Origin of the sequence: Paenibacillus sp. LjRoot153, assembly GCF_964253085.1 — a bacterium.
Lineage (GTDB): Bacteria > Bacillota > Bacilli > Paenibacillales > NBRC-103111 > Paenibacillus_E.
Genome location: NZ_CAXUQH020000001.1, coordinates 6,710,314 through 6,733,920 on the forward strand (window position 1 = coordinate 6,710,314; position 23,607 = coordinate 6,733,920).

General features: G+C 44.7%; 19 protein-coding genes and 1 pseudogene. 5 read left to right on the plus strand and 15 right to left on the minus strand.

Annotation, left to right across the window (positions count from 1 at the left end):
* Positions 1 to 143: 143 nt before the first annotated feature.
* Positions 144 to 2,105 (plus strand): glycoside hydrolase family 15 protein, encoded by a 1,962-nt coding sequence (locus tag ACSQ8P_RS28920; protein WP_436238348.1) that lies wholly within the window; start codon positions 144 to 146, stop codon positions 2,103 to 2,105.
* 299 nt (positions 2,106 to 2,404) lie between these two features.
* The gene (locus ACSQ8P_RS28925; protein ID WP_436238349.1) at positions 2,405 to 2,692 is read left to right on the plus strand and encodes a hypothetical protein; all 288 of its coding nucleotides are present in this window, start codon (positions 2,405 to 2,407) and stop codon (positions 2,690 to 2,692) included.
* On the opposite strand, the gene ACSQ8P_RS28930 is transcribed toward ACSQ8P_RS28925, so the two are convergent.
* From ACSQ8P_RS28930 to ACSQ8P_RS28975, 10 genes and pseudogenes are all read right to left on the minus strand, one after another.
* Positions 2,689 to 2,997, minus strand: a complete 309-nt coding sequence (locus ACSQ8P_RS28930) for a glycine cleavage system protein H (RefSeq protein WP_436238350.1) — start codon at positions 2,995 to 2,997, stop codon at positions 2,689 to 2,691. The genes ACSQ8P_RS28925 and ACSQ8P_RS28930 overlap by 4 nt on opposite strands.
* 79 nt (positions 2,998 to 3,076) lie before the next feature.
* Positions 3,077 to 3,625, minus strand: a complete 549-nt coding sequence (locus ACSQ8P_RS28935) for a peroxiredoxin (protein ID WP_028554012.1) — start codon at positions 3,623 to 3,625, stop codon at positions 3,077 to 3,079.
* A 230-nt stretch (positions 3,626 to 3,855) separates the two neighbouring features.
* Complete coding sequence (gene leuB / locus ACSQ8P_RS28940) at positions 3,856 to 4,935, minus strand: 3-isopropylmalate dehydrogenase (protein ID WP_056609132.1); 1,080 nt, start codon at positions 4,933 to 4,935, stop codon at positions 3,856 to 3,858.
* A 149-nt stretch (positions 4,936 to 5,084) separates the two neighbouring features.
* Positions 5,085 to 6,203 carry a Ger(x)C family spore germination protein gene (locus ACSQ8P_RS28945; RefSeq protein ID WP_436238351.1) on the minus strand — a complete coding sequence of 373 codons (1,119 nt, stop codon included), beginning with the start codon at positions 6,201 to 6,203 and terminating at the stop codon, positions 5,085 to 5,087.
* Entirely contained in the window at positions 6,200 to 7,303 is a 1,104-nt protein-coding gene (locus ACSQ8P_RS28950) for a GerAB/ArcD/ProY family transporter (protein ID WP_436238352.1), read from the minus strand. The genes ACSQ8P_RS28945 and ACSQ8P_RS28950 overlap by 4 nt, the downstream gene beginning before the upstream one ends.
* A 31-nt stretch (positions 7,304 to 7,334) precedes the next feature.
* Positions 7,335 to 8,456, minus strand: a complete 1,122-nt coding sequence (locus ACSQ8P_RS28955) for a Ger(x)C family spore germination protein (RefSeq protein ID WP_436238353.1) — start codon at positions 8,454 to 8,456, stop codon at positions 7,335 to 7,337.
* Positions 8,453 to 9,550: a GerAB/ArcD/ProY family transporter gene (locus ACSQ8P_RS28960; protein WP_436238354.1), complete on the minus strand. Its 1,098-nt coding sequence runs from the start codon at positions 9,548 to 9,550 to the stop codon at positions 8,453 to 8,455. Before ACSQ8P_RS28960 ends, ACSQ8P_RS28955 begins: the two co-directional genes overlap by 4 nt.
* The gene (locus ACSQ8P_RS28965; RefSeq protein WP_436238355.1) at positions 9,547 to 11,082 is read right to left on the minus strand and encodes a spore germination protein; all 1,536 of its coding nucleotides are present in this window, start codon (positions 11,080 to 11,082) and stop codon (positions 9,547 to 9,549) included. Before ACSQ8P_RS28965 ends, ACSQ8P_RS28960 begins: the two co-directional genes overlap by 4 nt.
* Before the next feature lie 211 nt (positions 11,083 to 11,293).
* On the minus strand, positions 11,294 to 11,749 hold the full coding sequence (locus tag ACSQ8P_RS28970; protein ID WP_436238356.1) for a DUF2269 family protein: 456 nt from the start codon (positions 11,747 to 11,749) through the stop codon (positions 11,294 to 11,296).
* Between the two features lie 129 nt (positions 11,750 to 11,878).
* Positions 11,879 to 12,367 (minus strand): annotated as a pseudogene (locus ACSQ8P_RS28975) (VanW family protein); the annotation flags it as partial.
* A gap of 181 nt (positions 12,368 to 12,548) precedes the next feature.
* Here ACSQ8P_RS28975 and ACSQ8P_RS28980 point away from each other — a divergent pair.
* Positions 12,549 to 13,235, plus strand: a complete 687-nt coding sequence (locus ACSQ8P_RS28980; RefSeq protein WP_436238357.1) for a DUF559 domain-containing protein — start codon at positions 12,549 to 12,551, stop codon at positions 13,233 to 13,235.
* A gap of 697 nt (positions 13,236 to 13,932) precedes the next feature.
* On the opposite strand, the gene ACSQ8P_RS28985 is transcribed toward ACSQ8P_RS28980, so the two are convergent.
* From ACSQ8P_RS28985 to ilvB, 5 genes are all read right to left on the minus strand, one after another.
* Entirely contained in the window at positions 13,933 to 15,129 is a 1,197-nt protein-coding gene (locus ACSQ8P_RS28985) for a PLP-dependent aminotransferase family protein (RefSeq protein WP_436238358.1), read from the minus strand.
* A 92-nt stretch (positions 15,130 to 15,221) separates the two neighbouring features.
* Positions 15,222 to 16,769: a 2-isopropylmalate synthase gene (locus ACSQ8P_RS28990; protein WP_436239626.1), complete on the minus strand. Its 1,548-nt coding sequence runs from the start codon at positions 16,767 to 16,769 to the stop codon at positions 15,222 to 15,224.
* Between the two features lie 160 nt (positions 16,770 to 16,929).
* A complete protein-coding gene (gene ilvC, locus ACSQ8P_RS28995; protein ID WP_436238359.1) occupies positions 16,930 to 17,922 on the minus strand; it encodes a ketol-acid reductoisomerase in 993 nt (330 codons plus the stop codon).
* Positions 17,923 to 18,060: 138 nt separating this feature from the next.
* A complete protein-coding gene (gene ilvN, locus ACSQ8P_RS29000; RefSeq protein ID WP_436238360.1) occupies positions 18,061 to 18,549 on the minus strand; it encodes an acetolactate synthase small subunit in 489 nt (162 codons plus the stop codon).
* Entirely contained in the window at positions 18,546 to 20,291 is a 1,746-nt protein-coding gene (gene ilvB / locus ACSQ8P_RS29005) for a biosynthetic-type acetolactate synthase large subunit (protein WP_436238361.1), read from the minus strand. The genes ilvN and ilvB overlap by 4 nt, the downstream gene beginning before the upstream one ends.
* A 521-nt stretch (positions 20,292 to 20,812) precedes the next feature.
* Here ilvB and ACSQ8P_RS29010 point away from each other — a divergent pair.
* Positions 20,813 to 22,339: a spore germination protein gene (locus tag ACSQ8P_RS29010; RefSeq protein WP_436238362.1), complete on the plus strand. Its 1,527-nt coding sequence runs from the start codon at positions 20,813 to 20,815 to the stop codon at positions 22,337 to 22,339.
* A gap of 34 nt (positions 22,340 to 22,373) precedes the next feature.
* Positions 22,374 to 23,594, plus strand: coding sequence for a Ger(x)C family spore germination protein (locus tag ACSQ8P_RS29015; RefSeq protein ID WP_436238363.1), 1,221 nt, complete (start codon positions 22,374 to 22,376; stop codon positions 23,592 to 23,594).
* Positions 23,595 to 23,607 lie beyond the last annotated feature (13 nt).

A 23,607-nucleotide genomic window follows, 5' to 3' on the forward strand; every position in this document is an offset into this window, starting at 1 on the left:
AGAATTTTCAGAATTTTTTCAAAGAATCATTGATTCCTTTGTCAGAATTAGGTAACCTAATTGCAAGACTTGTGCTCCATCGTTCAGTCCTCCTGGCCTGATCTGAATGCGCGATCAAACAAAAGAGTGGGGAAGTGATTGTATTGCCAAGACATCTGGTCATCGGAAATGGAAAATTCCTTATTAACCTCGATCAGCATTCCTACATGCGAGATCTGTACTATCCTTTCGTAGGCCAGCTTAACCATATTGGCGGTTATCAGTGCCGTGTTGGTGTATGGGTAGATGGTGACTTCGCATGGCTGAATGCCCCTGAGTGGCAATTCAAGCTTGCGTATGTGGAGGATTCCCTAGTCACTGAAGTGACAGCTACACATCCCGGCCTCGGTGTAACTCTGCTTATGAATGACGGTGTTCACCAGCGTGAGGATATTTATTTGAAACGAATTCACATTACCAATCACACGAATACGGTTCGTGAAGTACGTATGTTCTTCAACCAGGACTTACTCATTAATGAGACGGAAGTTGGCGATACAGCTGCGTACTACCCTTCAACGAATACCGTCTTTCATTATAAAAAAGATCGTTACTTCATGTTTAACGGCAGTACTGGCACGGAAGGGATTTATCAATATTCCACTGGTGTCAAAAGGTTCTATAACGCCGAAGGCACATGGCGTGATGCTGAAGATGGTCATCTGATGGGCAATGCCATTGCACAGGGCTCGGTCGATAGTACGATCTCTTTCCGACTGTTCGTCCCTCCTAACGGAAATCAAACGCTCTACTACTGGATGGGCGCAGGCAAGAATCTGGAGGAAGTTAAGAAGCTTGACTCCTATGTTAAAGACAGCCACCCAGGCAAGCTGCTTGACCGTGTTACGGTGTATTGGCAGCGTTGGGCGAACAAAATCGATCGCGACTACTTCGATCTCACACCTGAAGTACAACGTCTCTTCAAACAAAGCTTGCTGCTCGTCCGCACGCAAACCGATGTGAACGGGGCTATTATTGCGGCGAACGATTCTGACATCATGCAGAGCAACCGAGATCATTACAGCTACATGTGGCCGCGCGATGGTGCGTTAATCGCTTATTCCATGTCCATGGCTGGTTACCAAGGGATGATCATTCCGTTCTTTAACTTCTGTGCGAATGTGCTGTCGCCAGAAGGTTACTTGCATCACAAATATAATCCTGACGGCACCGTAGGCTCCAGCTGGCATCCCTACATTCATTCCGGCCGTGTACAGCTTCCTATTCAGGAAGATGAAACGGCGCTTGTCTTATTTGCACTTTGGCAGGATTTTCAGAAAAATGGAAGTTTGGAGTTTGCTCAATCTTTATATCGCAATCTCATTCGCAGAGCGGCGAGATTCATGTCCACTTACATTGATCAAGAACTGAATCTACCGAAGCCGAGTTACGATCTGTGGGAAGAACGCTACGGGATCTACACCTTTACAGCATCTGCTGTGTACGGGGGATTGATCGCTGCTTCGAACTTCAGCAACCTGTTTGGAGATGAGGAGCGCAGCAATCGCTACAAACATACGGCGGAGAAAATAAAATCCGGTATCCTGAAGCATCTATGGGACGAAGGTGAACAACGATTCGTTCGCGGCTTATATATGGAAGACGGCCAATGGGTTAAGGATATGACGTTGGAAAGCTCTGTGTACGGCATTTTTGAGTTTGGCGTACTGCCTGCTGACGATCCACGTGTAGTAAGCACGATGCAAGCGAATAAAGAAGGTCTCATGATCAAAACGGAAGTCGGTGGCTCCGCCCGTTATCATCATGATTATTACTTCCAACGCTCCACCGATATTGAGAAAGTGCCGGGCAATCCTTGGATCATTTGTACCCTCTGGATTGCGGAATGGGAAATCGAGTATGCCAAAACGATTGCCGACCTAGAGGCTCCGCGCAAAACACTCGAGTGGGTCGTCAAACATGCCATGGAAAGTGGCGTGTTGTCCGAGCAATTAGATCCTTTCTCCGGCGAGCCTGTATCTGTTGCTCCACTTACTTGGTCTCATGCGACCTATGTGCTCACTGTGGTTAAGTATCTGAACAAGTACAAACAACTTACCAAATAATTATCCAAGTATGTCGGCCGTTCTCTATGGGGGACGGCTTTTTTCGGCTGAGGCAAGTCCCACTAGTAGTGACCACCATGCCATCTCTCATCATAAATGGAAAATATACATTTATTTTTTGTAAATTTATCCGTATTAGTTGATTTGATGGGTTTTCTACAGTTAAATTTAGTGAATCTGTCGGTTGTGAGGTAAATATCGTGGATTAGATGTAGAAAATACAGTTATTCGTTAAACTTGCTTAGAATAATCAGAATTAGCGGGAGAAAATCCAGTTATTTCATCGAGGAGGCCTGTATATGGGTACTTTCATCACCATTTTCATTTTCGTAATTGCCATTCTATTTCTTTTTTCTGCTTTCTCCCACGAGTCTCAGCGCAGGCGACAGCGAAGACGTCGACATGACAACCATGACGCCAGCTATAGCGGCTTTGCTAGCGACTCTTCTCTGTATGAGGATCATCGCCATCATGGTGGCCATGGGCATCATGGCGGTCATAGTGATCACGGGCACTCCCACGACAGTGGCGGGGATAGTGGAGGCGGCGATTCTGGTGGTGGCGATGGTGGCGGTGGCGGTGACTAAGCCAACGCTAATCGAAACAACCAGCCCTTGTCATAAGGCGACTCATATAGCAGCATGGTAGTACGGTCTACCAACATATTCACCGCAAGCACTTTTCCTGACACGGGCGAAAATAAATCAAATTCTTCAACAGCGGTTTCGAGTGTACTCATGAACTCCCCTTTCGTTAACTCGGCCCCCTTCTCTGGCAGCTCGATGAACAGAATCATCCCCCATTTCTCTAAGGCATGCTCAGTGAAACCAATAACCGCTTCATTACCTTCTTTACGTATCCAATATAAATCTTCGGTCGTTATACTATCCATCGTCTGTTCTCCTTAAGAAGAAAGACCCCTCCGCCCGCATTCGCATGCTAACCGAGGGGCCTTCCTATGTAATTAATACTTATTTAACAACCAAGTTTTTGTCGCCTGGTTTCCAGTTCATTGGGCACAATCCGCCGGATTGAAGCGCTTGAAGCACACGAAGTGTTTCTTCTACGCTGCGGCCTACGTCGTTGTGGTTAACAACTTCGTATTTCAATTCGCCTTCTGGATCGATGATGAATAGACCGCGAAGCGCGATACCTTCTTCTTCGATTAGAACGCCGTAGTCACGTGCAACGGATTTCGTAATGTCAGCAGCAAGTGGGAATGCCAATTTCCCAAGACCGTTATCGTTAACCGGTGTGTTGATCCACGCTTTGTGTGTGTGGATGCTGTCGATGGAAACACCAAGAATTTCAGTGTCCAATGCTTTGAATTGGTCAGCAGCATAGCTAAGTGCTGTGATTTCAGTCGGACATACAAATGTGAAGTCCAATGGGTAGAAGAAAAGAACTAACCATTTTCCTTTGTAATCGGACAAAGATGCTTTACCAAATGCTGTACCGTCACCTGTAGCTGTCTCCATTGTAAAATCAGGAGCTTGTTTACCAACTAAACGTTCTGCCATGGGTATAATTCCTCCTCAAAATCTATCTAAATTCTATATTATCCGTATAAAATGGTATCATCCCCCTACTTGAAAGTCAATAATTAGATCGTATATTAGATAATAATTATTTTAATTCAAGGGTCAACTCCCTTGTGAACGCATTCATTCCCCTGCATACGTTTTTGGAACAAAAAAAGCCCGCATTCCCGAAGCAAATCTGCTTCGAAAGTGCGAGCTTATTTGTATGATTATTTGCGCATTGCGTCAACAATCAATTGACCCATTGCCAGCGTACCGATCGCTGTGCTCTTATCCACTGCGATGTCGCCTGTGCGGTGACCAGCGTCTAAGACTTCTTTCACAGCGCGCTCGATGGAATCCGCAGCTTCGTGGTAACCGAACGTCAAACGGAACATCAAAGCAACGGAAAGGATTGTTGCGATTGGGTTGGAGATACCTTGACCTGCGATATCAGGTGCAGAACCGTGTACCGGCTCGTACAAGCCGAATGCGCCTTCGCCAAGGGAAGCAGATGCTAGCATCCCGATGGAGCCTGTAAGCATCGCTGCTTCGTCGCTCAAGATGTCGCCGAACATGTTCTCTGTTACGATAACATCGAAGCTGGACGGACGGCGAAGCAATTGCATCGCACAGTTATCAACCAATACGTGCTCAAGCTCAACATCTGGGTAGTCAACCGCGATACGGTTAACTGTTTCACGCCATAGGCGAGATGTTTCAAGAACGTTCGCTTTGTCAACGGAAGCAAGCTTCTTACGACGTGTTTGTGCAATTTCAAACGCTTGACGCGCGATACGCTCGATTTCAGTTACGTTATATGCACAAGTATCAACCGCTTCTTGACCGTTAGCTGTTTCACGACGGAATTTCTCACCGAAGTAAATACCGCCAGTCAACTCACGAACAACGATCAAATCTGTGCCTTCAAGAACCTCTGGTTTCAATGTGGAAGCTTCTTTCAAGCAGTCGAAAATGAACGCAGGACGGATGTTGGAGAACAAGCCAAGCGCTTTGCGAATACCTAGAAGACCTGTTTCAGGACGAAGTTCTTTGGAATTGTTGTCCCATTTCGGACCACCAACTGCTCCAAGAAGTACAGCATCTGCGGATTGACAAACTTTCAATGTTTCTTCCGGAAGTGGTGTACCTTTCTCATCGATTGCAATACCGCCGAAAAGCGCGTGTTCTGTTTCAAATTGATATCCGAATAATTCTTCGGTACGTTTCAATACTTTTTCTGCTTCTGCAACGACTTCTGGACCAATACCGTCTCCAGCGATTACCGCAATTTTTTTCACATCAGCCATGACAATCATTCACTCCTTATTTTAGCAAACCTAGTTTGTTAACATCCCTATCGGTATAACCTGCTATCATTGTATCATAAGCAGACTCTCCTCTTTAGATATAAAAGCTATCGCATTTATAGGTTTCACCTATTAACATAGTTCAATTACTATTCTAATACCCCAATACTTTTGATGCTCACTTCAGGTGAAACATTTACTGTTGCTTCAGATAACGCTTTTCCCCAATTATCCTCTACCTTCTTCCAGTTTTTATAGTGATATGCGCGTACATGGACGCCAAATTGAAAGGGATCTGTTTGATATTTTTGAGCTTTCTTGATTAGAGCCGCGCATTCTTCTTTCAAATTTTTTTCAATGGCTTGTTCTAACTGTTTTTTCTTCTCCTCTACGTCTAGTTCAAACAGTCTCTCCGTCAAATCGATCTTTACCTTCATCTCAATATCTATCGTCAAATGATCATCTTCGAATTTCGCCTTAATCTTAGGCTTTCCTTTTTTGATATTAAAGCTCACATAGGACATTTCTTTGTTCGTATGGAACAATTCAGGAGAAAGTTGAAACGTTAACGGAATGCTATTTTTCGTATTACCCTGCAATAAAATAAGCAGAGAACTCTCTTGATGATTCAAAGAGGTCGCGAAAGTACCGTCTTTATGTAAAAGAACAGTACCTGAAATGATGAGTTCATTTTTCACAGGTTTCATTTCAGTTAAAGCAGGCGTCATTCCTTTATCCTTTATTTGTTGATGAAATTGTTGTAGTGAGGTTTGCACGGTGACTCTGCTCTTATAAGTGCTTTCTACAAGATCTTTGATCACGGTGGCAATTCGGCCTTTATCACTCATGTTCGTATACATCACATCTTTAACTGTCCCTTCAACCACAATCACATTCGCATTAATCTCATTGCGGGAATCACGGAAGAGAACATCTAAATAGGGATATGGGTTTCTTTGCTGCAGCAGTTTTTTTCCTATGAGAACATTTTGAGATTTTCCGTAAGCCAGGATGCCGCTGGTCTTACTGTTAATTTGCCCTTTTGATTTGCGCATCGTATTAGACCTTGCGAATGTGATTTTATATCGATCCTTGGCTTCTTTCGTGAAAACAGGAGTTGACGTGTACACGACAAGCTTATTATTCTCATCAAAATCAATTGCCTCTGTAAGAACAAACTGTTGATTCTCTATATAGACGGCTTTACCGCACCCTGATACGATCATTAAAACGACCAATATCAACGAAATAGGTTTGAATTTCTTCATGATTTCGCTTCCTTTTTCATGAAATAATGAAAAATCCATCCATACATCCAAAGAAAAATTGGTAATACGTAAGCACTATATATCCCTATTATCCCCCAGGCTTGGCCCATTTGAGTGATTTGGGAAGAAGTAGGGATAAAGAAGAATGACGATAAGACCCATAGGAATAGGAGTATGCGTAAACCATTTCGATGATCTTGCTTGCCTAATAATTGACTAATTCCGAGAGTGGCCGCGTAGAGATACGGAATTATCGTCATAAATATCATAAACAAATAAAAGCTCAGGCAGATGATCTCCAGCCGTTCTATAAAAGGCAATTGGATCACCTTCAATAAATTAAGCATGGGATAAACGTAATCTGCGACCTCAGTCTGAGAGAATCTAATAAAACAGACGATTGTCGTTACTAGATACACAATCATTGTTAATGAATTGGCAATCACAATTCCTTTGGAAGCTGATTTCTTGTCCTTAAGAAAAGGATAAAGAATGAAAGCAAGTTCAAATCCAAGGAAAGAATAAATGGTTGATTTTACGGCAGACAGAATGGGATACACGCCAACTTTTCCTATTGGAAAAAGGTACATCCATTGGATATCTTTTAGTGCAAATAGCAATAAGAAAGGTAACCACAAAGTGATAAATAAAACAAGCTCAGCGAAGAGTCCAATCATCCTTATCCCATGCTTCGTAATGATATAGATGGGTATGGTAAAAAGGATCATTAAGATGACGTTCCTTGTATCCTGAACGATCCATATTTTCATGATATGAATCGTTGAAAACATAACGGTACTTACTCCACATACGACAACCACAATCCATACTACCGTTAAGCCTTTACCCACCCACTTACCAAAGTATGTAGTTAAAAGTTCGAATATGGTATGCTCGGGATTCTTCTTCATAATTCGAATGATGACTAAGCTTAGCAGCGTAGACACCATCCAGCCTAATATTATTGATATCCATCCGTCGGTACCTGCCCTCTTAGCTAAATCGCTTGGCAGGGATAGGACCCCAATCCCGACTTGGGCTTCAAAAATAATAAGGATATATTGTATCAAGGAGATTTGATTGAACGAATATTTGTTCATGGTTAATCCTCTCCTTTTCGTTGGCTTTTCTTTATTCGGAAACACCGGTACTTTTGATGGAAACTTTAGGAGAAACATTAACAGTTGCATCAGATAGTGTTTCTACCCAATTATCCTCTACCTTCTTCCAGTTTTTATAATCGTGCGCTCTCACATAAATCCCAAAACCAAAGGGGTCCACTTCATGCTTTTGAGCTTTCTTGATTACAGCCTGGCACTCTTTTTTTAGTTCATCTTCAACCGCTTGTTCCAGCTGTTTGCTCTGTTTCTCCATGTCTAAAGTAAACATGCGTTCCATTAAATCAATCTGAACCTTCATCTGGATATCGATTGTAAGATGATTTTCTTCAAATTTTGACTTAAAGTTAACCTTTACTTTGTTAATATTGAAACTCACATAAGACATTTCTTCTTCCGAATGAAATATTTCAGGAGGAATGTGAAAAGTTAGCGGTATGGGATTATTCGTATTTCGCTGCAATAATAGCAATAACGAACTTTCTTGAATATTCAAAGAAGTTGCATAGGTACCATCTTTATGTAAAAGGGTGGTCCCTGAAATAACAAGATCATCCTTCTCTACTCTCATTTCAGTTATACTTGGCGTTATTGTATTATCCATCAGTTGTTGATGGAATTTCTGAAGGGTTGTCAGTACTGAAATTCTGCCTTTATATGTACTTTCAATCATTAGTTTGATCACGCTACCCAATTGGCCTTTATCACGCATATCTGCATACATAACCTCCTTAACAGGCCCATCAACCACAATCATATTGGCATTAATTTCATTTTTAGGATCGCGAAAGAAGACATCTAAGTAGGGTAATACATTGGTTTGCTGCAGCAGGTTTTTTCCTATAAGCATACTTTGCAACTTGCCAGGCCCAAAACTGCCGTTTATTTGCGACTCGAGTTGTTTCTTACCAATACGTATCGTATCCGCAGTTGTCGAAGTGATTTTATATCTATCCTTTGCTTCTCTACTGAAGACAGGACTGGCTGTGTAGATGACCAATTTCTTATCTTCATCAAAATCGATACCCTCAGCAACCATAAACCGTTGATTTTCTATATATACTTCCTTACCACACCCTGTTAAACAACATAATAAGGCTGCCCACGATACAAGAATGCCCCACCGTGTCTTCATTGCTTTTGTTCCTTTCTAGCAGGATGAAACAGCCATCCATAGATCCACAGTATAATGGGAAGCACATAAGCGAAATAAGTACCTGCCATCCCCCACGATTTGCCCATATCATTTATTTGGGAACCAGAAGGAAGAAAGAAGAAGGGTAAGATGAACCAGAGGCACATGACAACTCGTAACATAGTTCGATGATCCTGCTTACCGAATAATTGACTTGCACCAAGAACAGCTGCATACAAGTAGGGAATGATCGTCATAAACAGCGTAAATAAATAAACGCAAAGAAAGATGATTTCCAACCTCTCTAAAAATGGCAGTTGAATGAGCTTCAGTAAATTGAGCGTAGGATAGACGTAATCATTGATCTCATCTGGAGAAAATCTAACAAAACTGATTACGGTTACCATAACGAATATCATCATGGATAAAGAGTTCGCAATCACTATTCCTTTGGACGCGGATTTTTTATCTTTTAGAAACGGGTATAGGATAAAAGCCATTTCAAAACCAAGGAAAGAAAGAATTGTTGATTTTACGGTGGAGAGAATGGGGTACAGGCCATCTTTACCGATTGGAAGAAGAAACAACCAATGAGTATCTTTTAAGGCATACAACAATAAAAAAGGCATCCACAAGGAGATAAGGAGAACGAATTCAGCAAAGAGTCCGATCACCCTAATTCCATGCTTCGTGATGATATAGATGGGAATGATAAACAGAAGCATCAAGATAACTTCCCGCATACCAGGTACGATCCATAACTTTACGAGATAGACTGTTGAAAACATGACCACGCTTGCCGCATAGGCCGCATACAGAATCCAAAAAACAGATAAACCTTTCCCCACCCACTTGCCAAAGTATTGAGTTAAAAGTTCAAATATGGTGGATTCGGGGTTCTTATTCATGACTTGAATGACAACTAAACTTACTAGGATGGATAAAATCCACCCCAGTACAATGGATATCCACCCATCCGAACCCCCGGTTTTGGCCAAATCGCGAGGAAGGGACAGGACACCGATCCCAACTTGAGTTTCAAATATGATTAAAATGTATTGGTACAAAGAAATTTGATTAAACGTATATTTCATACTTGATCTTCACCTTCTCTGTTTGCCCCCTGTCTTATAAGTTGAGTTGGATCGGTCGAGACTGGGCGTTTTTTCATTTTCCACATCGGGAGTCGAATCCATACGTCCTTCCAATCAGACAGTCGGATTGGAGCAATCGGACTTCCATAGGAGATTCCGAACGATTCCATTGAAATAAGTTGCGCACCTATAATCATCAATCCAATCACAATACCCACCATACCGAAAACAGCGGCTAGAAGCATCATTGGAAAGCGAAGCAACCTCAGCGAGGAGGACATATCATAATCAGGGATAATAAAGGAGGAAATTGCCGTGATGGCAACAATGATAACCATAATATTACTCACAATTCCCGCTTGGACGGCCGCCTGACCGATGACAATACCCCCGACAACACCTATCGTTTGTCCGATAGGACCTGGTAGACGCAACCCCGCTTCCCTTAACATCTCTAGTGCCAATTCCATAAGAAACGCCTCAACAATCGGAGGAAAAGGTACTTTTGCTCTGGATTCTCCAATCGATACCAACAGAGCCAAAGGAAGTACTTCATAATGAAACGAAACAATGGCTATATATATCGCCGATAAAGAGATTGTTGTAATTAAGGCTAGAAAGCGCAATAAACGCAGGAAAGTGGCTATGAGCCAACGATTGCTGTAATCATCAACACTTTGAAAGAACGCCGAAAAGGTTACAGGAGCCACGATTACGCTGGGGGAGTGGTCGACAACGACAACTATTCTTCCTTGCAAAATATGGGCTGCAGCCGCATCGGGACGTTCCGTCATAATTAACTGCGGAAACAAACTTATTGGATGATCTTCAATATACTCCGCTAATTCTCCCGTATTCAAAATGGCATCTACATTAATTTGTGATAATCGATCTTCCATTTCCTTCACAATATTAGGTTGTATGACATCTTCGAGATACATGATAGATACTCTCGTATTCCCCCGAGAACCGACACTATATTCTTTTATTTTTAGTTCGCGATTAGGAAGATAGCGCCTGATCATAGCAATATTCTGTCCTGAAGTCTCGACAAAACCTTGATGTGACCCCTTTAGCGTCGATTCGATTTGCGGCTCTTTAATTGCTCTTTGAGGCCAGCCTTGTGTATGTAAAATAAGTGAACGCTTCTGCCCCTCAATAATTAGGATGCTTTTACCTTCAAAAATCGCGCTTTCACCATCTGCCCATAAGGTGATCATTTCTGTTTTTGCAATCGTAATGGAAGAGTTCCAAATATCGTCAATCGACTCGAGTTCATACATAAGCGGGTATAAGATGTTATTATTGACCGCTGATTTATCAATGAGCCCTTCCAAATAGACAAGAACGGCATTGTCCCCTGTTCTTAATTGAAACCGACGTGTAACGAGATCTGGAGCAAATGTAAAAAATGTTTGCAAGGTAGTAAGGTCATTTTCAATGACTCCTGTAATCGTTTGATGTAGAGGAAGGGATGATTGCTTACTTGGATCTGAATTCATTCCTTTTAACCATCTCCGAATCGATACCATCTTTGCACCACCATTCCTCTATAACATGTACAGCATATTTTCCCACTTTTAGGTAAAATTATTCCCCAGTTGGTGATTCATTCCAAATTTGATCATAAAAAAACACCCAGAGCCATGCCTCTGAGTGTTGGTTACCAATCTTAATTCGTTTTGCAAATGCGATTCCATCGCCTTCGCGAGATTCTTCAAACTAAATGCCCATCGCTTGATATTAGCTTGGTTTGATGATCATAAAAATAAACAAAATGACACCTACGGTAGATGCCGCATAGAAATAGTTACGAGCCTTGGCCCATAGCAGCAGCTGCTCACCAGGGAGTGAGGTCGCTTTCTGATTGGAAGGATCCAACACCCAGCCTCCGAGTTTTTTCTGATTAGGCGTAGCGAAGCCGATGGCAATAATTTGAATGATCACATAAGCCACAAGCGAGCCGATCAACCAAATTTGCATGATGGAGCCGTAATCACCCAACCAAATCAATAACAATCCAGTTAGCACGGCAATCGTACCTCCGATTTTCGGGAAGATCTCCAACCGACTTCCGACGCGCAAGGACATCCGCAATTCCTCTAGCGTTTGTTTTTTTCTTAACAGCACATGCGCAAAAAACGTTGGACCAACCCCGATAATGGCAGACAAAACATGAATAAGTACAAGAAACTTCATGCCAAATTCACCTCTCGCTATGTAATATATAAACAACACAGTTTATAAGATACAATCTAGAGGTAGAATTTTCTATGTGTGCCGACACCATTAGTGTATATTTTTACCATATACCCGATTAAAATTTCATCAATTATTATCGCCATCTCCAGCTGTCAGCAAAGGTTCGTACATCATAATGGCATGGTTATCCGTCACCCATTCATCCCTAACGAGCTACCCTTCTCGATTCATCACCTTCCGGTGAATTTGATTATGCCGGACATATCCACCCCAGTATTCTCTTGTAATTCTGTGGCTCTTCTCATAAATTTCGTAGCTATGAAGATTGGGACTAAGTGCGCGCCATTCGCCAACTAAATGGGTATCCGAAACCTGGATCTTCAGCTGATACGGTTCTTGTGTCTCGTTCCGAATTTGCAAATCCAAGTAATTATAGTAACAGGTTGCCCCGCTCCCAAAAGGCTGCGATCTCCCTGCATCTGGAAATACATCATAGCTGTGACGATACCTTTCCGTTACCGTAAGCGACGTATGCAGCGTCATCCAATAGATCAAATTCGAAAGCTGACACAAACCGCCTCCAACACCCGTCTTCACCTTTCCGTGAAAGAGCACCCTTGCTCACGCAGCTAACTCTGTGAAATAATCCCATTGCTTGATTTTTCCCACATGCCCATGGTAAAGTGTTAAAAAATGGTAGTGAAGCACACGCCGCTTCTCTAGTTCAGCTTTTGCTGATGCTAGGGAGCGGCTTCTTTATTTTCTTTTCTAATAAAAAAGGGGGGAAGTTTGGGTTATGACATTATTCGATACATCTTATAAGGCATTCATTCAGGAGCATTCCAGCAAACGAAAAGGTGAAAGATTGCGCAGATTAATGGAAGGGCATGGTCATGCCGAGCGATTATTTTTGAAACAAGTGTGGTGGAGAGCATTGGGTGAGTTTCTATATTTGCATCCAGAATTTGAGGTTAAGGATTTCCGTGATGGCATCCGTTATATCGATTTTGCTTACATTAGGCAAGGACTGAAACTTGCTATCGAAATTGATGGGTACACCACACACGCCAGCCAGATCAGTCGCACACAATTCTCTGATGGACTCATACGCCAAAATCATTTGATAATCGACGGATGGAAAGTATTACGTTTTTCCTATGATGATGTGCAGAATCATCCTCGTATGTGCGAGCAGATTATTCTGCAATTTATTGGTAAGTATTTCAGCGAACAGCATGGTGATCAGGAACAATATGGGGAGTTAAATATCGTCGAAAAAGCGATCTGTCGGCTAGCACTCTCACAAGGAAAAGCGATCTCTCCTCGTCATGTATCTGAACTTTTTCAATTCGGAATTAAGAAATCAAGGAACATCCTCCACCAGTTGAAAGAGAAGCAGATTCTCGTCCCCGTGGTTGAAGGGCAGCAACGGATTAGATTCTATCAACTACACCCGACCGTTGCCAGCCAGATGGTTAGGTGAGGGGCTGCGGCCATGCGGGTGGGCGCAGACGGCGTGCACCGCTTAAGGCCCTTTTCGGGCCTTATCTGCGCCCACGTGCGCCGCGATCTCTGTAATAGCGCCCAACAGGGGCGCTATTCCTTCCGTTCCCGCTCGGCGCAGCCGGCGCGCTACGCTTTAAGGCCCTTTTCGGGCCTTATCTGCGCCCACGTGCGCCGCGATCTCTGTAATAGCGCCCAACAGGGGCGCTATTCCTTCCGTTCCCGCTCGGCGCAGCCGGCGCGCTGCGCTTTAAGGCCCTTTTCGGGTCTTACCTGCGACCACGAGCGCCGCGAGCACTTCAATAGCGCCCAACAGGGGCGCTATTCCTTCCGTTCCCGCTCGGCGCAGCCGGCGCGCTACGCTTTAAGGCCCTTTTCGGGCCTTATCTGCGCCCACGTGCGCCGCGATCTCTGTAATAGCGCCCAACAGGGGCGCTATTCCTCACGTTCCCGCTCGGCGCAGCCGGCGCGCTACGCTTTAAGGCCCTTTTCGGGCCTTATCTGCGACCACGAGCGCCGCGACCACCTCAATAGCGCCCAAAAAGGGCGCTATCCCTTCCGTTCCCGCTCGGCACAGCCGGCGCGCCTATTCCCCCATCCCCGCCCAGCGTAGCATGCTGCGCACTTCGCCACGCAAAAAAAACACCCAAAGCCAACGGCCTTGGGTGCTTCTTCTCTTAAGCATTTTGCAAATATGATTCCATCGCCTTCGCGAGCTTCTTCATCCCCAGAATCGTTGTTTCACGATCGGTGTGTGTGTAGTTCAAGCGCATCGTGTTGTACTGTGGATTCTCGGCGTAAAACGTAGCGCCCGGAACAAAAGCGACGCCTTCTTTGACCGCTATTTTCAACAAATCCGCTGCGTTAATTTGCTCAGGAAGCTCGACCCAAATGAACATGCCGCCCTTTGGCTCTTCCCATTTCAGACCTGGCCAGTTCAGCTCCTTGAGCAGTCCTGACATGAACTTCATCCGATCCAAATACTGTTCACGGATTAAGGAAATATGAGCGTCCAGATCAAAATGCTCAAGCAAATGATACAACGTTTGCTGATCAATCGTACTGGAGTGCAAATCGGCGGATTGCTTGAAGCGTGCAACTTGACGAATCAGCGACTCGTCCCCCATCACCCAACCTGTACGGAAAGCAGGAGCTACGGTTTTGGAGAAAGTGCTTGTGTATACGACGTTACCACCCTCAGCTTTGCCACCAAGCGAGTAAACAGTCGGGTAGCTTTCGCTCTCGTCAAACTGGATTTCCCCATACGGGTCATCTTCCAGAATAAGCACGTCGGCACCGCGGCAAATATCCAGTAAGCCTTGACGACGCTCCAAGCTCCATGCACGCCCCGCAGGGTTCGAGAAGGTTGGAATCACGTAAACCATTTTCGGATTATGCTTCGCAATTTTAGCTGACAAATCATCAAGTATCATGCCGTCGCTATCGCTGTCAACGGAGTAGATCTTTGCGCCTTTGGCTTGGAACACTTGGATCGCTGCCAAATACGTCGGGCTTTCAACGAGAATAACATCGCCTTCATCAATATATACACGTGTCAAAAGGTCAATCGCTTGCTGCGACCCTGTCGTCAACAGCATCTCGTCCGGTGTAACCAGCATGTTCTTCGCTGCCATCCGCTTGCATAAGGATTCGCGCAAAGGCTTGTAGCCTTCAGTCAAACCGTATTGCAACGCAGACTTCCCGCCGCCAACAACTCTTGTGAACGCTTCACTAACCGCGTCCAATGGAAAAAACTCTTCAGCAGGCAATCCGCCAGCAAAGGAAATAATCGAGCTCCCTTGTGTCAGCTTAAGAATTTCTCTTACAGCAGACGATGAGAAGCCTTCCAACGATTTAGAAAATCGATATTTCATACAGGGACGCATCCTTTCGCATTTGTAGAAAGCACCTCTCCTCGATTCGTTGAGGTGAGGTGCTAATCCGGGTTGCCATGAAAGCTAAGAGATTATATTAACGTTACGTTGCTTCTGTTACTTGTTGGGTTTTTGCGTTTCTCAATCAGTCTGTTCACAGCGTCTAGGTAAGCCTTCGCGCTAGCTTCCAGAATATCGGTCGAAATCCCGCGTCCTTGAACAGACATGGAATCTTGCTTTAACACAACGTGAACTTCACCAAGCGCATCTTTTCCGTGGGAAACGGATTTGATTGAGTAGTCATCAAGCTCTACGTTTTCCTTCGTCGCTTTATCAATCGCGTTATAAATCGCGTCAACCGAACCGTTTCCTACCGCGCTTTCAGCCACTTCACTGCCATCTTGGAAGCGTACGTGAACCGTTGCGGTTGGCGTCATTTGGTTGCCGTAAGCAACTTGAAGCGTGCCTAAAGCGAAAATTTCCGGTGTCTCGATCAATTTTTCTTCGATCAAAGCACGAATATCTTCATCTTCTACCTGCTTCTTGCGATCTGCCAAATCCTTGAATTTGGCAAAAGCTACGTTTACTTGCTCGTCGCCGAGCTCGTAGCCGAGATCAATGAGCTTCTCACGGAACGCATGGCGTCCGGAGTGTTTGCCCATCACGAGCTTACTTTCCTTCACGCCGATCGTTTCAGGAGACATAATCTCGTATGTGGTTTTCTCTTTGAGCATCCCATCCTGATGGATACCGGACTCATGCGCGAAGGCGTTAGCGCCAACAATCGCCTTGTTGCCAGGCACCACCATGCCAGTCAGCTTGCTGACTAGACGGCTGGTGCGGTAGATCTCGTTCAACACAAGCGAAGTCTTCGCTTGGTAGAAGTCTTGGCGTGTTTCCAGCGCCATAACGACTTCCTCGATCGAGGTGTTCCCTGCTCGCTCGCCAATCCCGTTGATGGTACCTTCGATTTGATCAGCACCATTAAGAACAGCTGCAAGCGCGTTCGCAGTCGCCATGCCTAAATCGTCATGGCAGTGCGCGCTCAATTGAATCTTCTCAATGCCTGGGACTGTTTCCTTCAGCATTTTGAAAATATTACCGTAATCATACGGTGTCATATACCCAACCGTATCTGGAATATTCACGACAGAAGCGCCAGCACGAATCGCCATGCTTGTTACTTCAGCGATAAAGTCCAGCTCCGTACGTCCAGCATCTTCAAGTGAGAACTCGATTTTGCTGAAATACTTCTTCGCATATTTAATCGCCGCTTCAGCCGTTTCCAGCACTTGGTGCTTCTCCATCCGCAGCTTATGCTGACGGTGAATCGGAGATGTAGCAAGGAAAAGATGAATACATGGATCTTGTGCACCTTGAAGGGCTTCACGCACAGCCTCGATATCATTCTCTCTCGCACGGGACAAGCCGATTACAGAAGCGTTCTTAATCGCTCTAGCGACCGCATTCACACCCGCCAAGTCCCCTGGGGATGCCGCAGGAAAACCAGCTTCCATACGATCTACTCCAAGCTTCTCTAGCTGCAAGGCGATCTCAACCTTCTCCTGTGTGTTCAGGTTCACGCCTGGTGACTGCTCACCATCACGAAGGGTTGTATCAAAAATGTAAATTTTACGCACCATGTCACCTCCTAAAAGTTTTCGATAGAAAACCTACTTCGTAAGCATTGCTAAGATATTTTTTCTAAGTCTGTATAGTATTCACAGGGAGCAATTGGGAAATTCTCCTCAATCACTCCCTGTGGAATGTACAGCTATAAAATTCAATAATGACGAATGATTATTTTTTGATCCAGTGCATCATTTCACGCAATTGAGCACCAGTAACCTCGATTGGGTGTTGAGCTTCGTTACGACGCGTTGCGTTCATGAATGCGAAGTTGGATTGGTTTTCCAAGATGAAATCGCGAGCGAATTTACCTTGTTGGATGTCGGAAAGAACTTCTTTCATCGCTTTTTTCGTTTCAGCTGTGATGATACGAGGACCCGTTACATAGTCACCGTACTCAGCTGTGTTGGAGATGGAACTACGCATGGAAGCAAGTCCACCTTCGTACATCATATCAACGATCAATTTCAATTCGTGCAAACACTCGAAGTATGCCATCTCTGGTGCATAACCAGCTTCAACCAATGTTTCGAAACCAGCTTTAACTAGCTCAGAAGCACCGCCACAAAGAACAGCTTGCTCACCGAACAAATCAGTTTCTGTTTCTTCACGGAAAGAAGTTTCGATAACGCCTGCACGTGTACAGCCGATACCTTTTGCATAAGCAAGACCGATTGCTTTTGCATTGCCAGTCGCATCTTTCTCGATTGCGATCAAGCCAGGTACACCAAAGCCTTCAACGTACGTACGACGTACCATGTGACCAGGGGATTTAGGAGCTACCAAGAATACATCTGTACCTTCAGGAGCAACGATTTGTCCGAAATGGATGTTAAATCCGTGGGAGAACATGATAGCTGCGCCTTTTTTCATGTTCGGTAGAATGGACTCTTTGTATACGCGAGCTTGCGTTTCATCCGGCATCAAAATTTGGATAACATCAGCGCGACGTGCTGCTTCTTCTACAGATACAACTTCAAAACCGTCGTTTTTAGCTGCGTTCCATGAACGGCCTTCACGAAGTCCGATAATAACGTTCAACCCGCTGTCACGCAAGTTTTGTGCTTGTGCGTGTCCTTGGGAACCATAACCAACAACCGCAATCGTTTTACCTTTAAGTACCGCTAAGTCTGCATCTTTTTCATAGTAAGTAGTAACTGCCATTCGAATAAATCCTCCTTTGATATAATGAATCCGTTTTGTCTACCCCTTGAGTGGGTGTTTCAACGATTTACCGTGGTACTTCGCTGAAACACCCACTCAAAGAGAGCTTACTTTTCATTGAAACTATGTGTTTCTATTTTATTTCACCGAACCGCGAATCATCGCAGTAACGCCCGTACGGGAAAGCTCACGAATGCCATAAGGACGAAGCAATTCGACCATAGCATCTATTTTATCTGAATCTCCAACAACTTGCACGATCAATGAAGCAGGACCGATATCCACAACTGCCGCGCGGAACGTTTCAACGATACCCAGAATTTCTGGACGCATAATGGGTTCAGCATTTACTTTAATAAGTGCGAGTTCTCTGGCTACCATTGGATTGGAGCTCAAATCAACAACCTTGATAACGTCAATCAACTTGTACAATTGTTTGGAGATTTGCTCCAATGTGTTATCATCACCCGTGGTCACGATAACCATCCGAGAAAGTCCGATTTCCTCGGACTCTCCTACGGTGATGCTTTCGATGTTAAAGCCGCGGCGTCCAAACAAACCAGAAACGCGTTGCAGGACACCAGGCTGATTGTTTACGAGTACGGAAACTGTATGTTTAGTTGTCATTCCGAATCCCCCATTAACATGTCACTAATTGTATCGCCCGCTTTAACCATTGGGAACACGTTCTCGCCCTTCGGTACGACGAAATCAATAACGACAGGCCCCGGTGTATCGAGGGCTTCCTGCCATACTCTTCTCGCTTCTTCTTTCGTCGTCGCGCGCAAACCTTTCACGCCGTAAGCTTCTGCAAGCTTCACGAAATCAGGGCTTCCTGCCAAGTCAATGTGACTATAACGATTTTCATAAATGATCTCTTGCCATTGACGAACCATCCCAAGCACTTGGTTGTTGATAATAACAACTTTAACCGGAATGTTGTTGATCGCACAGATCGCAAGCTCTTGCGCACACATCTGAACGCCGCCGTCTCCATTGATGGAAACAACCAGTTTATCCGGGTTCCCCATTTGAGCGCCGATCGCCGATGGGAATCCGAAGCCCATTGTTCCAAGTCCACCTGATGTTACCAGGGAGCGAGGATTTTTGAATTTATAGAACTGCGCGGCCCACATTTGATGCTGACCAACGTCAGTTGTAATGATTGCTTCACCTTTGGTTGTTTCGCTGATCATTTCAATAACGTATTGCGGCTTAAGCTCAGTTTCAGTTTCGCCGTATTTCAACGGGAACTTCTCTTTGCTTTCTTGCAGCTCAGCGATCCACGCTGCGTTATTCGCAGACTTCGCTTTCGTATTCGCATAGGTCAGAACGGCTTTCACATCACCAACGCATGGGATATCCGTCTTCACGTTCTTGCCGATTTCAGCTGGATCTACGTCGATATGAGCGATCACTTTTACCTTTGGAGCGAAACCATTCAAATTCATCGTCACCCGATCATCAAATCGGGAACCGATAGAAATCAATAGATCTGCATTCTGGATCGCTGTATTCGCTGTAAACGTTCCGTGCATCCCTGGCATACCGAGCCATAGCTCATGTGCACTTGGGAAGCCGCTTAAGCCAAGCAAAGTCGTGGCTACTGGGATCTGTGTTTTATTAACAAATTCGATCAATTCATTGGAAGCATCCGCATAAACAACGCCGCCACCTGCTATGATAACTGGACGCTCAGCCTCTTCGATGGCTTTGATCAGCTTATCAACTTGCAGTTTATTCGGTTGCACCGTAGGGTTGTAACCACGAATGCTTACATCCTTTGCAGGCTTAAATATCGTTTTATGAGCGGAGACATCCTTTGGTATGTCAATGAGAACCGGGCCCTTACGTCCTGAGTTCGCAATATGGAATGCTTCGTGAATGATACGCGGCAGGTCATTAACGTCTCTTACTAAGTAGCTGTGCTTCGTAATCGGCATTGTAATACCTGTAATGTCAGCCTCTTGGAAAGCATCCGTACCGATGAAGTTCGTCGCAACGTTACCTGTAATAACAACTAGAGGAACAGAATCCATATATGCTGTAGCAATACCTGTGACTAGATTCGTAGCCCCCGGTCCGGAAGTTGCGATACATACGCCAACTTTGCCAGTTGAACGAGCGTAGCCATCAGCTGCGTGAATAGCTCCTTGCTCATGTCTAGTCAACAAGTGATTGAAATCATCAAAACCATGCATCGCATCATAGATGTACAATACAGCGCCGCCTGGATATCCAAAGACGCAGTCTACACCCTCCAGCAATAAGCTTCTTAGCAAAATCTCGGAGCCTGTAATCAGGTCTGGCTGCGTCAGCTTCTCAATTAGTTCTTCTTTAGAGCGTTTTGGTTCAGTTTGAACATTCATTGTGATCCTCCTCTCGAAAAGTCAATTCGTGTTATCGTCTACCATGCCATGAAAATAAGAAAAACCCCTATCATCCCGGACACGCACAAAACGTGTTCAACGGGACGAAAGGGGTTTAAGCTTCCGTGGTACCACCCAAATTTGCTATATGCCTCACAGCACATAACCTTAGCAGGAATGTTCAAAAACGAACATTACCCTCAGCACGATAACGTGTGCTCTTCCGGTTCTCCCTACTACGTGCGGATAATCCACATGTTTCAGGAAAACAGCTCCGAGGTGACTTCGTACTTAAGGGATTAAGGCGATGGTTTCAGCAAGTCCAACGCTCTCTGCGCATAAGTGCCCTTATTACTTCTTCCTCTTCATAGCGATTCATTCGTATGCTTCACCATATCAAATATGATTAAAGATTATTATATGCATCTGAAAGCCAATAGTCAATAGGTAAGATCGAATAAAACAATGTTAAGTGAGAGAAGATAATACCAATTCTATGGAAAGTTCTGAGGAGGCCTACAATGAAAACGTCTCTGCAAGTCCCTTTCCCCATGTCTACATCGCTACAAGACAATGTCAACTGGGTTCAGCAAAAATTAGGAAAAAGCCCCGATATCCATTATCGTCCGCTCGAAATCGGCATTTATCCTGATACGAACAACATAGCTTTATTTTACATAGAAGGACTTGCCAATTATGACATCTTAAATGAACATATCTCCAAGCCGCTTCAATCGACTCATGAGAACGAATCCTTCTGGCAGCAGGATGTATGCTTCCATGATTTGCTGTGTCAAGCGATCACGATTAGTGATCTATCTTTTAGCTCAGAAGGCAATGATGTCATCGCAGCACTACTCGCTGGCAACACAGTACTCATCGCAGACGGTTATAACGAAGCCATTATTGCAGGTACTGCAGGTTGGGAAAAAAGGTCCATCGAGGAGCCGCAAACACAAACCGTTGTCCGGGGTCCTAAAGAAGGCTTCACGGAAGACATACGAACGAATACTTCTTTATTACGAAGGAAAATTAGATCACCTGATCTGCGGTTCATTTCCATGCGTATCGGCCGATACACCCAAACGGAAGTCATAGTTACTTACTTGGAGGGAATTGCTAACCCAGATGTCGTTAAAGAAGCTCTGCAACGGTTAGAGCGGATCGACACCGATAGTATTCTGGAGAGCGGCTACATCGAGGAATACATCGAAGATGTGACCTACTCTCCTTTTCCTACCATCATGAACTCAGAAAGACCAGATGCGGTAGCAGCGGGCCTCTTGGAGGGACAAATAGCGATACTCGTTGACGGGACACCTTTTGTTTTGCAAGCACCGGTCACATTTTTTAGATTTTTACAATCGAGTGAGGATTACTATCAACGTTTTGACATTGCTAGTTTCATCCGTTTCATTCGGTATTTGTCCTTCTTCGTTTCCATGCTATTGCCGTCTCTGTATATCGCAATCACAACATTTCACCAGGAAATGCTGCCGACTACACTGCTCATCAGCTTAGCTGCGCAGCGAGAGGGCGTTCCTTTTCCTGCGATTGTTGAGGCTTTTCTGATGGAAATCACGTTCGAGGTGCTTCGTGAAGCTGGTGTCCGCATGCCCCGTGTCATCGGGTCCGCGATTTCCATTGTAGGGGCTCTCGTACTAGGACAAGCCTCAGTGCAAGCTGGCTTGGTATCCGCAGCAATGGTCATCATCGTATCTTTTACCGCAATCTCTAACTTCGTGACACCCGCGGTGAATATGGCTGTAGCCGCACGATTGATACGATTTGGCTTGATGCTTTTGGCAGGTACGTTCGGCTTATTCGGCATTTTGACAGGCTGTATGGCTGTCCTCATTCATTTGGTCTCGCTACGCTCCTTTGGTGTCCCCTATTTAACACCAGTGGCACCATTGGTTCTGAGTAGACTAAATGATACCTTCATTCGCATCCCAAGATGGTTAACGTTCATGCGGCCGCTTAGCAAAGGAAATAGAATGAGGCAAACCCGTTATGACAAGCCTTCTCCGCCTAAGGAAGATCGGTAGTAAGGAGAAAGATATCCTGTGGGAGGTTATCGACGTGCGTAAACGTATTCTGCGATGTGTGATTCTTATCTCCCACTGTTTGCTGCTGACGGGCTGCTGGGATCGGACAGAATTGAATCAATTGGCCATTACCTCCGCAACCGCCATTGACTGGGACGGAAAGGAATGGACGGTTTCCTATCAGGTTGTTATTCCTCAATCTATCGCAAACCCTAACACGGGTGGCAGTCCTGGGCAGCAGGCACCTGTTATGGTTTTCTCGACGAGAGGGGGGACGATTCGAGGTGCGGTGCAGAAATCTAGTCGGGAAATGCCGCGTTCTCTTTTTTTCGCACACAATCGAGTCGTTGTCATCGGTGAACAAGCCGCAAAACATGGCATTTCACAATTATTGGATGTCTATTTACGCAACTCAGATTCACGTGAAACGGTAAGCGTCCTAGTCACTGGCGGCGAAGGAAGGACTATTATTGAACAAATCATCCCATTGGAAAAAGTACCTGGAGCCGCTATCAAGAACATGATACGCAATGAAGCGAATAACAGCTCGAATTACAATCAACTCATGCTTTATCAAATGATGATGAGCATGAACAGCGACTCCCCTTATACGCTTATTCCTGAAATCATCATCTCCGGGAAAGGCGAGAATACCTCGATAGCGGAGCTTAAGAATACCTCCTTCACCAACAAGCTACGGCTGGGGAGAATGGCCATCTTCAAAAAAGACAAACTCGTTGGCTGGTTTACACCTGACGAAGAATATGGAATTAGCTGGATTAGAAATTCGATTAACCAAACCACTTTGTATTTTGGGTGTCAAAAGGGCAGTGAGGACGTCAAGGCAGCTCTCCGCATTAATAAAAGTAAGAGTAAGATGAAGCCCATTCTATCCAATGATGGACATTTAATTATGCATGTGGATGTCCATGCGACTGGCACCCTCGAGGAAAATAGCTGTCCGAATGATCCCACACAGCCCGTAGATTTACGCACGTTGGAGCAAGCCGCTAGTGCAGAAATTACGAAACTGATCACCGATGCTGTCCATTCCGCTGTTCAGAAAAAAGCAGATGTCTTCTTACTCGCAGATACGACGCACAAGCATAACTCGAAGATCTGGAATCAGGTCAAATCCAACTGGGACGAACAGTTTGCTAACCTTCAATTGGAGGCTAAAGTGCAGGTGAAAATCGCCAGAATTGGCATGAGTGGCAAGTCCTTTATGGAGATAACCAAAGGCAGTAGTGAGTGAATTTAAGAGAAAA

Bases quoted from the DNA above. Each gene is read 5' to 3' on its own strand.
- ACSQ8P_RS29010 (WP_436238362.1), top strand. From the start codon at position 20,813: ATGAAAACGTCTCTGCAAGTCCCTTTCCCCATGTCTACATCGCTACAA.
- ACSQ8P_RS28970 (WP_436238356.1), bottom strand. From the start codon at position 11,749: ATGAAGTTTCTTGTACTTATTCATGTTTTGTCTGCCATTATCGGGGTT.
- ilvB (WP_436238361.1), bottom strand. From the start codon at position 20,291: ATGAATGTTCAAACTGAACCAAAACGCTCTAAAGAAGAACTAATTGAG.
- leuB (WP_056609132.1), bottom strand. From the start codon at position 4,935: ATGGCTGATGTGAAAAAAATTGCGGTAATCGCTGGAGACGGTATTGGT.
- ACSQ8P_RS28950 (WP_436238352.1), bottom strand. From the start codon at position 7,303: ATGAACAAATATTCGTTCAATCAAATCTCCTTGATACAATATATCCTT.
- ACSQ8P_RS28985 (WP_436238358.1), bottom strand. From the start codon at position 15,129: ATGAAATATCGATTTTCTAAATCGTTGGAAGGCTTCTCATCGTCTGCT.
- ACSQ8P_RS28935 (WP_028554012.1), bottom strand. From the start codon at position 3,625: ATGGCAGAACGTTTAGTTGGTAAACAAGCTCCTGATTTTACAATGGAG.
- ACSQ8P_RS28930 (WP_436238350.1), bottom strand. From the start codon at position 2,997: ATGGATAGTATAACGACCGAAGATTTATATTGGATACGTAAAGAAGGT.
- ACSQ8P_RS28980 (WP_436238357.1), top strand. From the start codon at position 12,549: ATGACATTATTCGATACATCTTATAAGGCATTCATTCAGGAGCATTCC.
- ACSQ8P_RS28945 (WP_436238351.1), bottom strand. From the start codon at position 6,203: ATGAAGAAATTCAAACCTATTTCGTTGATATTGGTCGTTTTAATGATC.
- ACSQ8P_RS28960 (WP_436238354.1), bottom strand. From the start codon at position 9,550: ATGAAATATACGTTTAATCAAATTTCTTTGTACCAATACATTTTAATC.
- ACSQ8P_RS28965 (WP_436238355.1), bottom strand. From the start codon at position 11,082: ATGGTATCGATTCGGAGATGGTTAAAAGGAATGAATTCAGATCCAAGT.
- ilvN (WP_436238360.1), bottom strand. From the start codon at position 18,549: ATGACAACTAAACATACAGTTTCCGTACTCGTAAACAATCAGCCTGGT.
- ilvC (WP_436238359.1), bottom strand. From the start codon at position 17,922: ATGGCAGTTACTACTTACTATGAAAAAGATGCAGACTTAGCGGTACTT.
- ACSQ8P_RS28955 (WP_436238353.1), bottom strand. From the start codon at position 8,456: ATGAAGACACGGTGGGGCATTCTTGTATCGTGGGCAGCCTTATTATGT.
- ACSQ8P_RS28925 (WP_436238349.1), top strand. From the start codon at position 2,405: ATGGGTACTTTCATCACCATTTTCATTTTCGTAATTGCCATTCTATTT.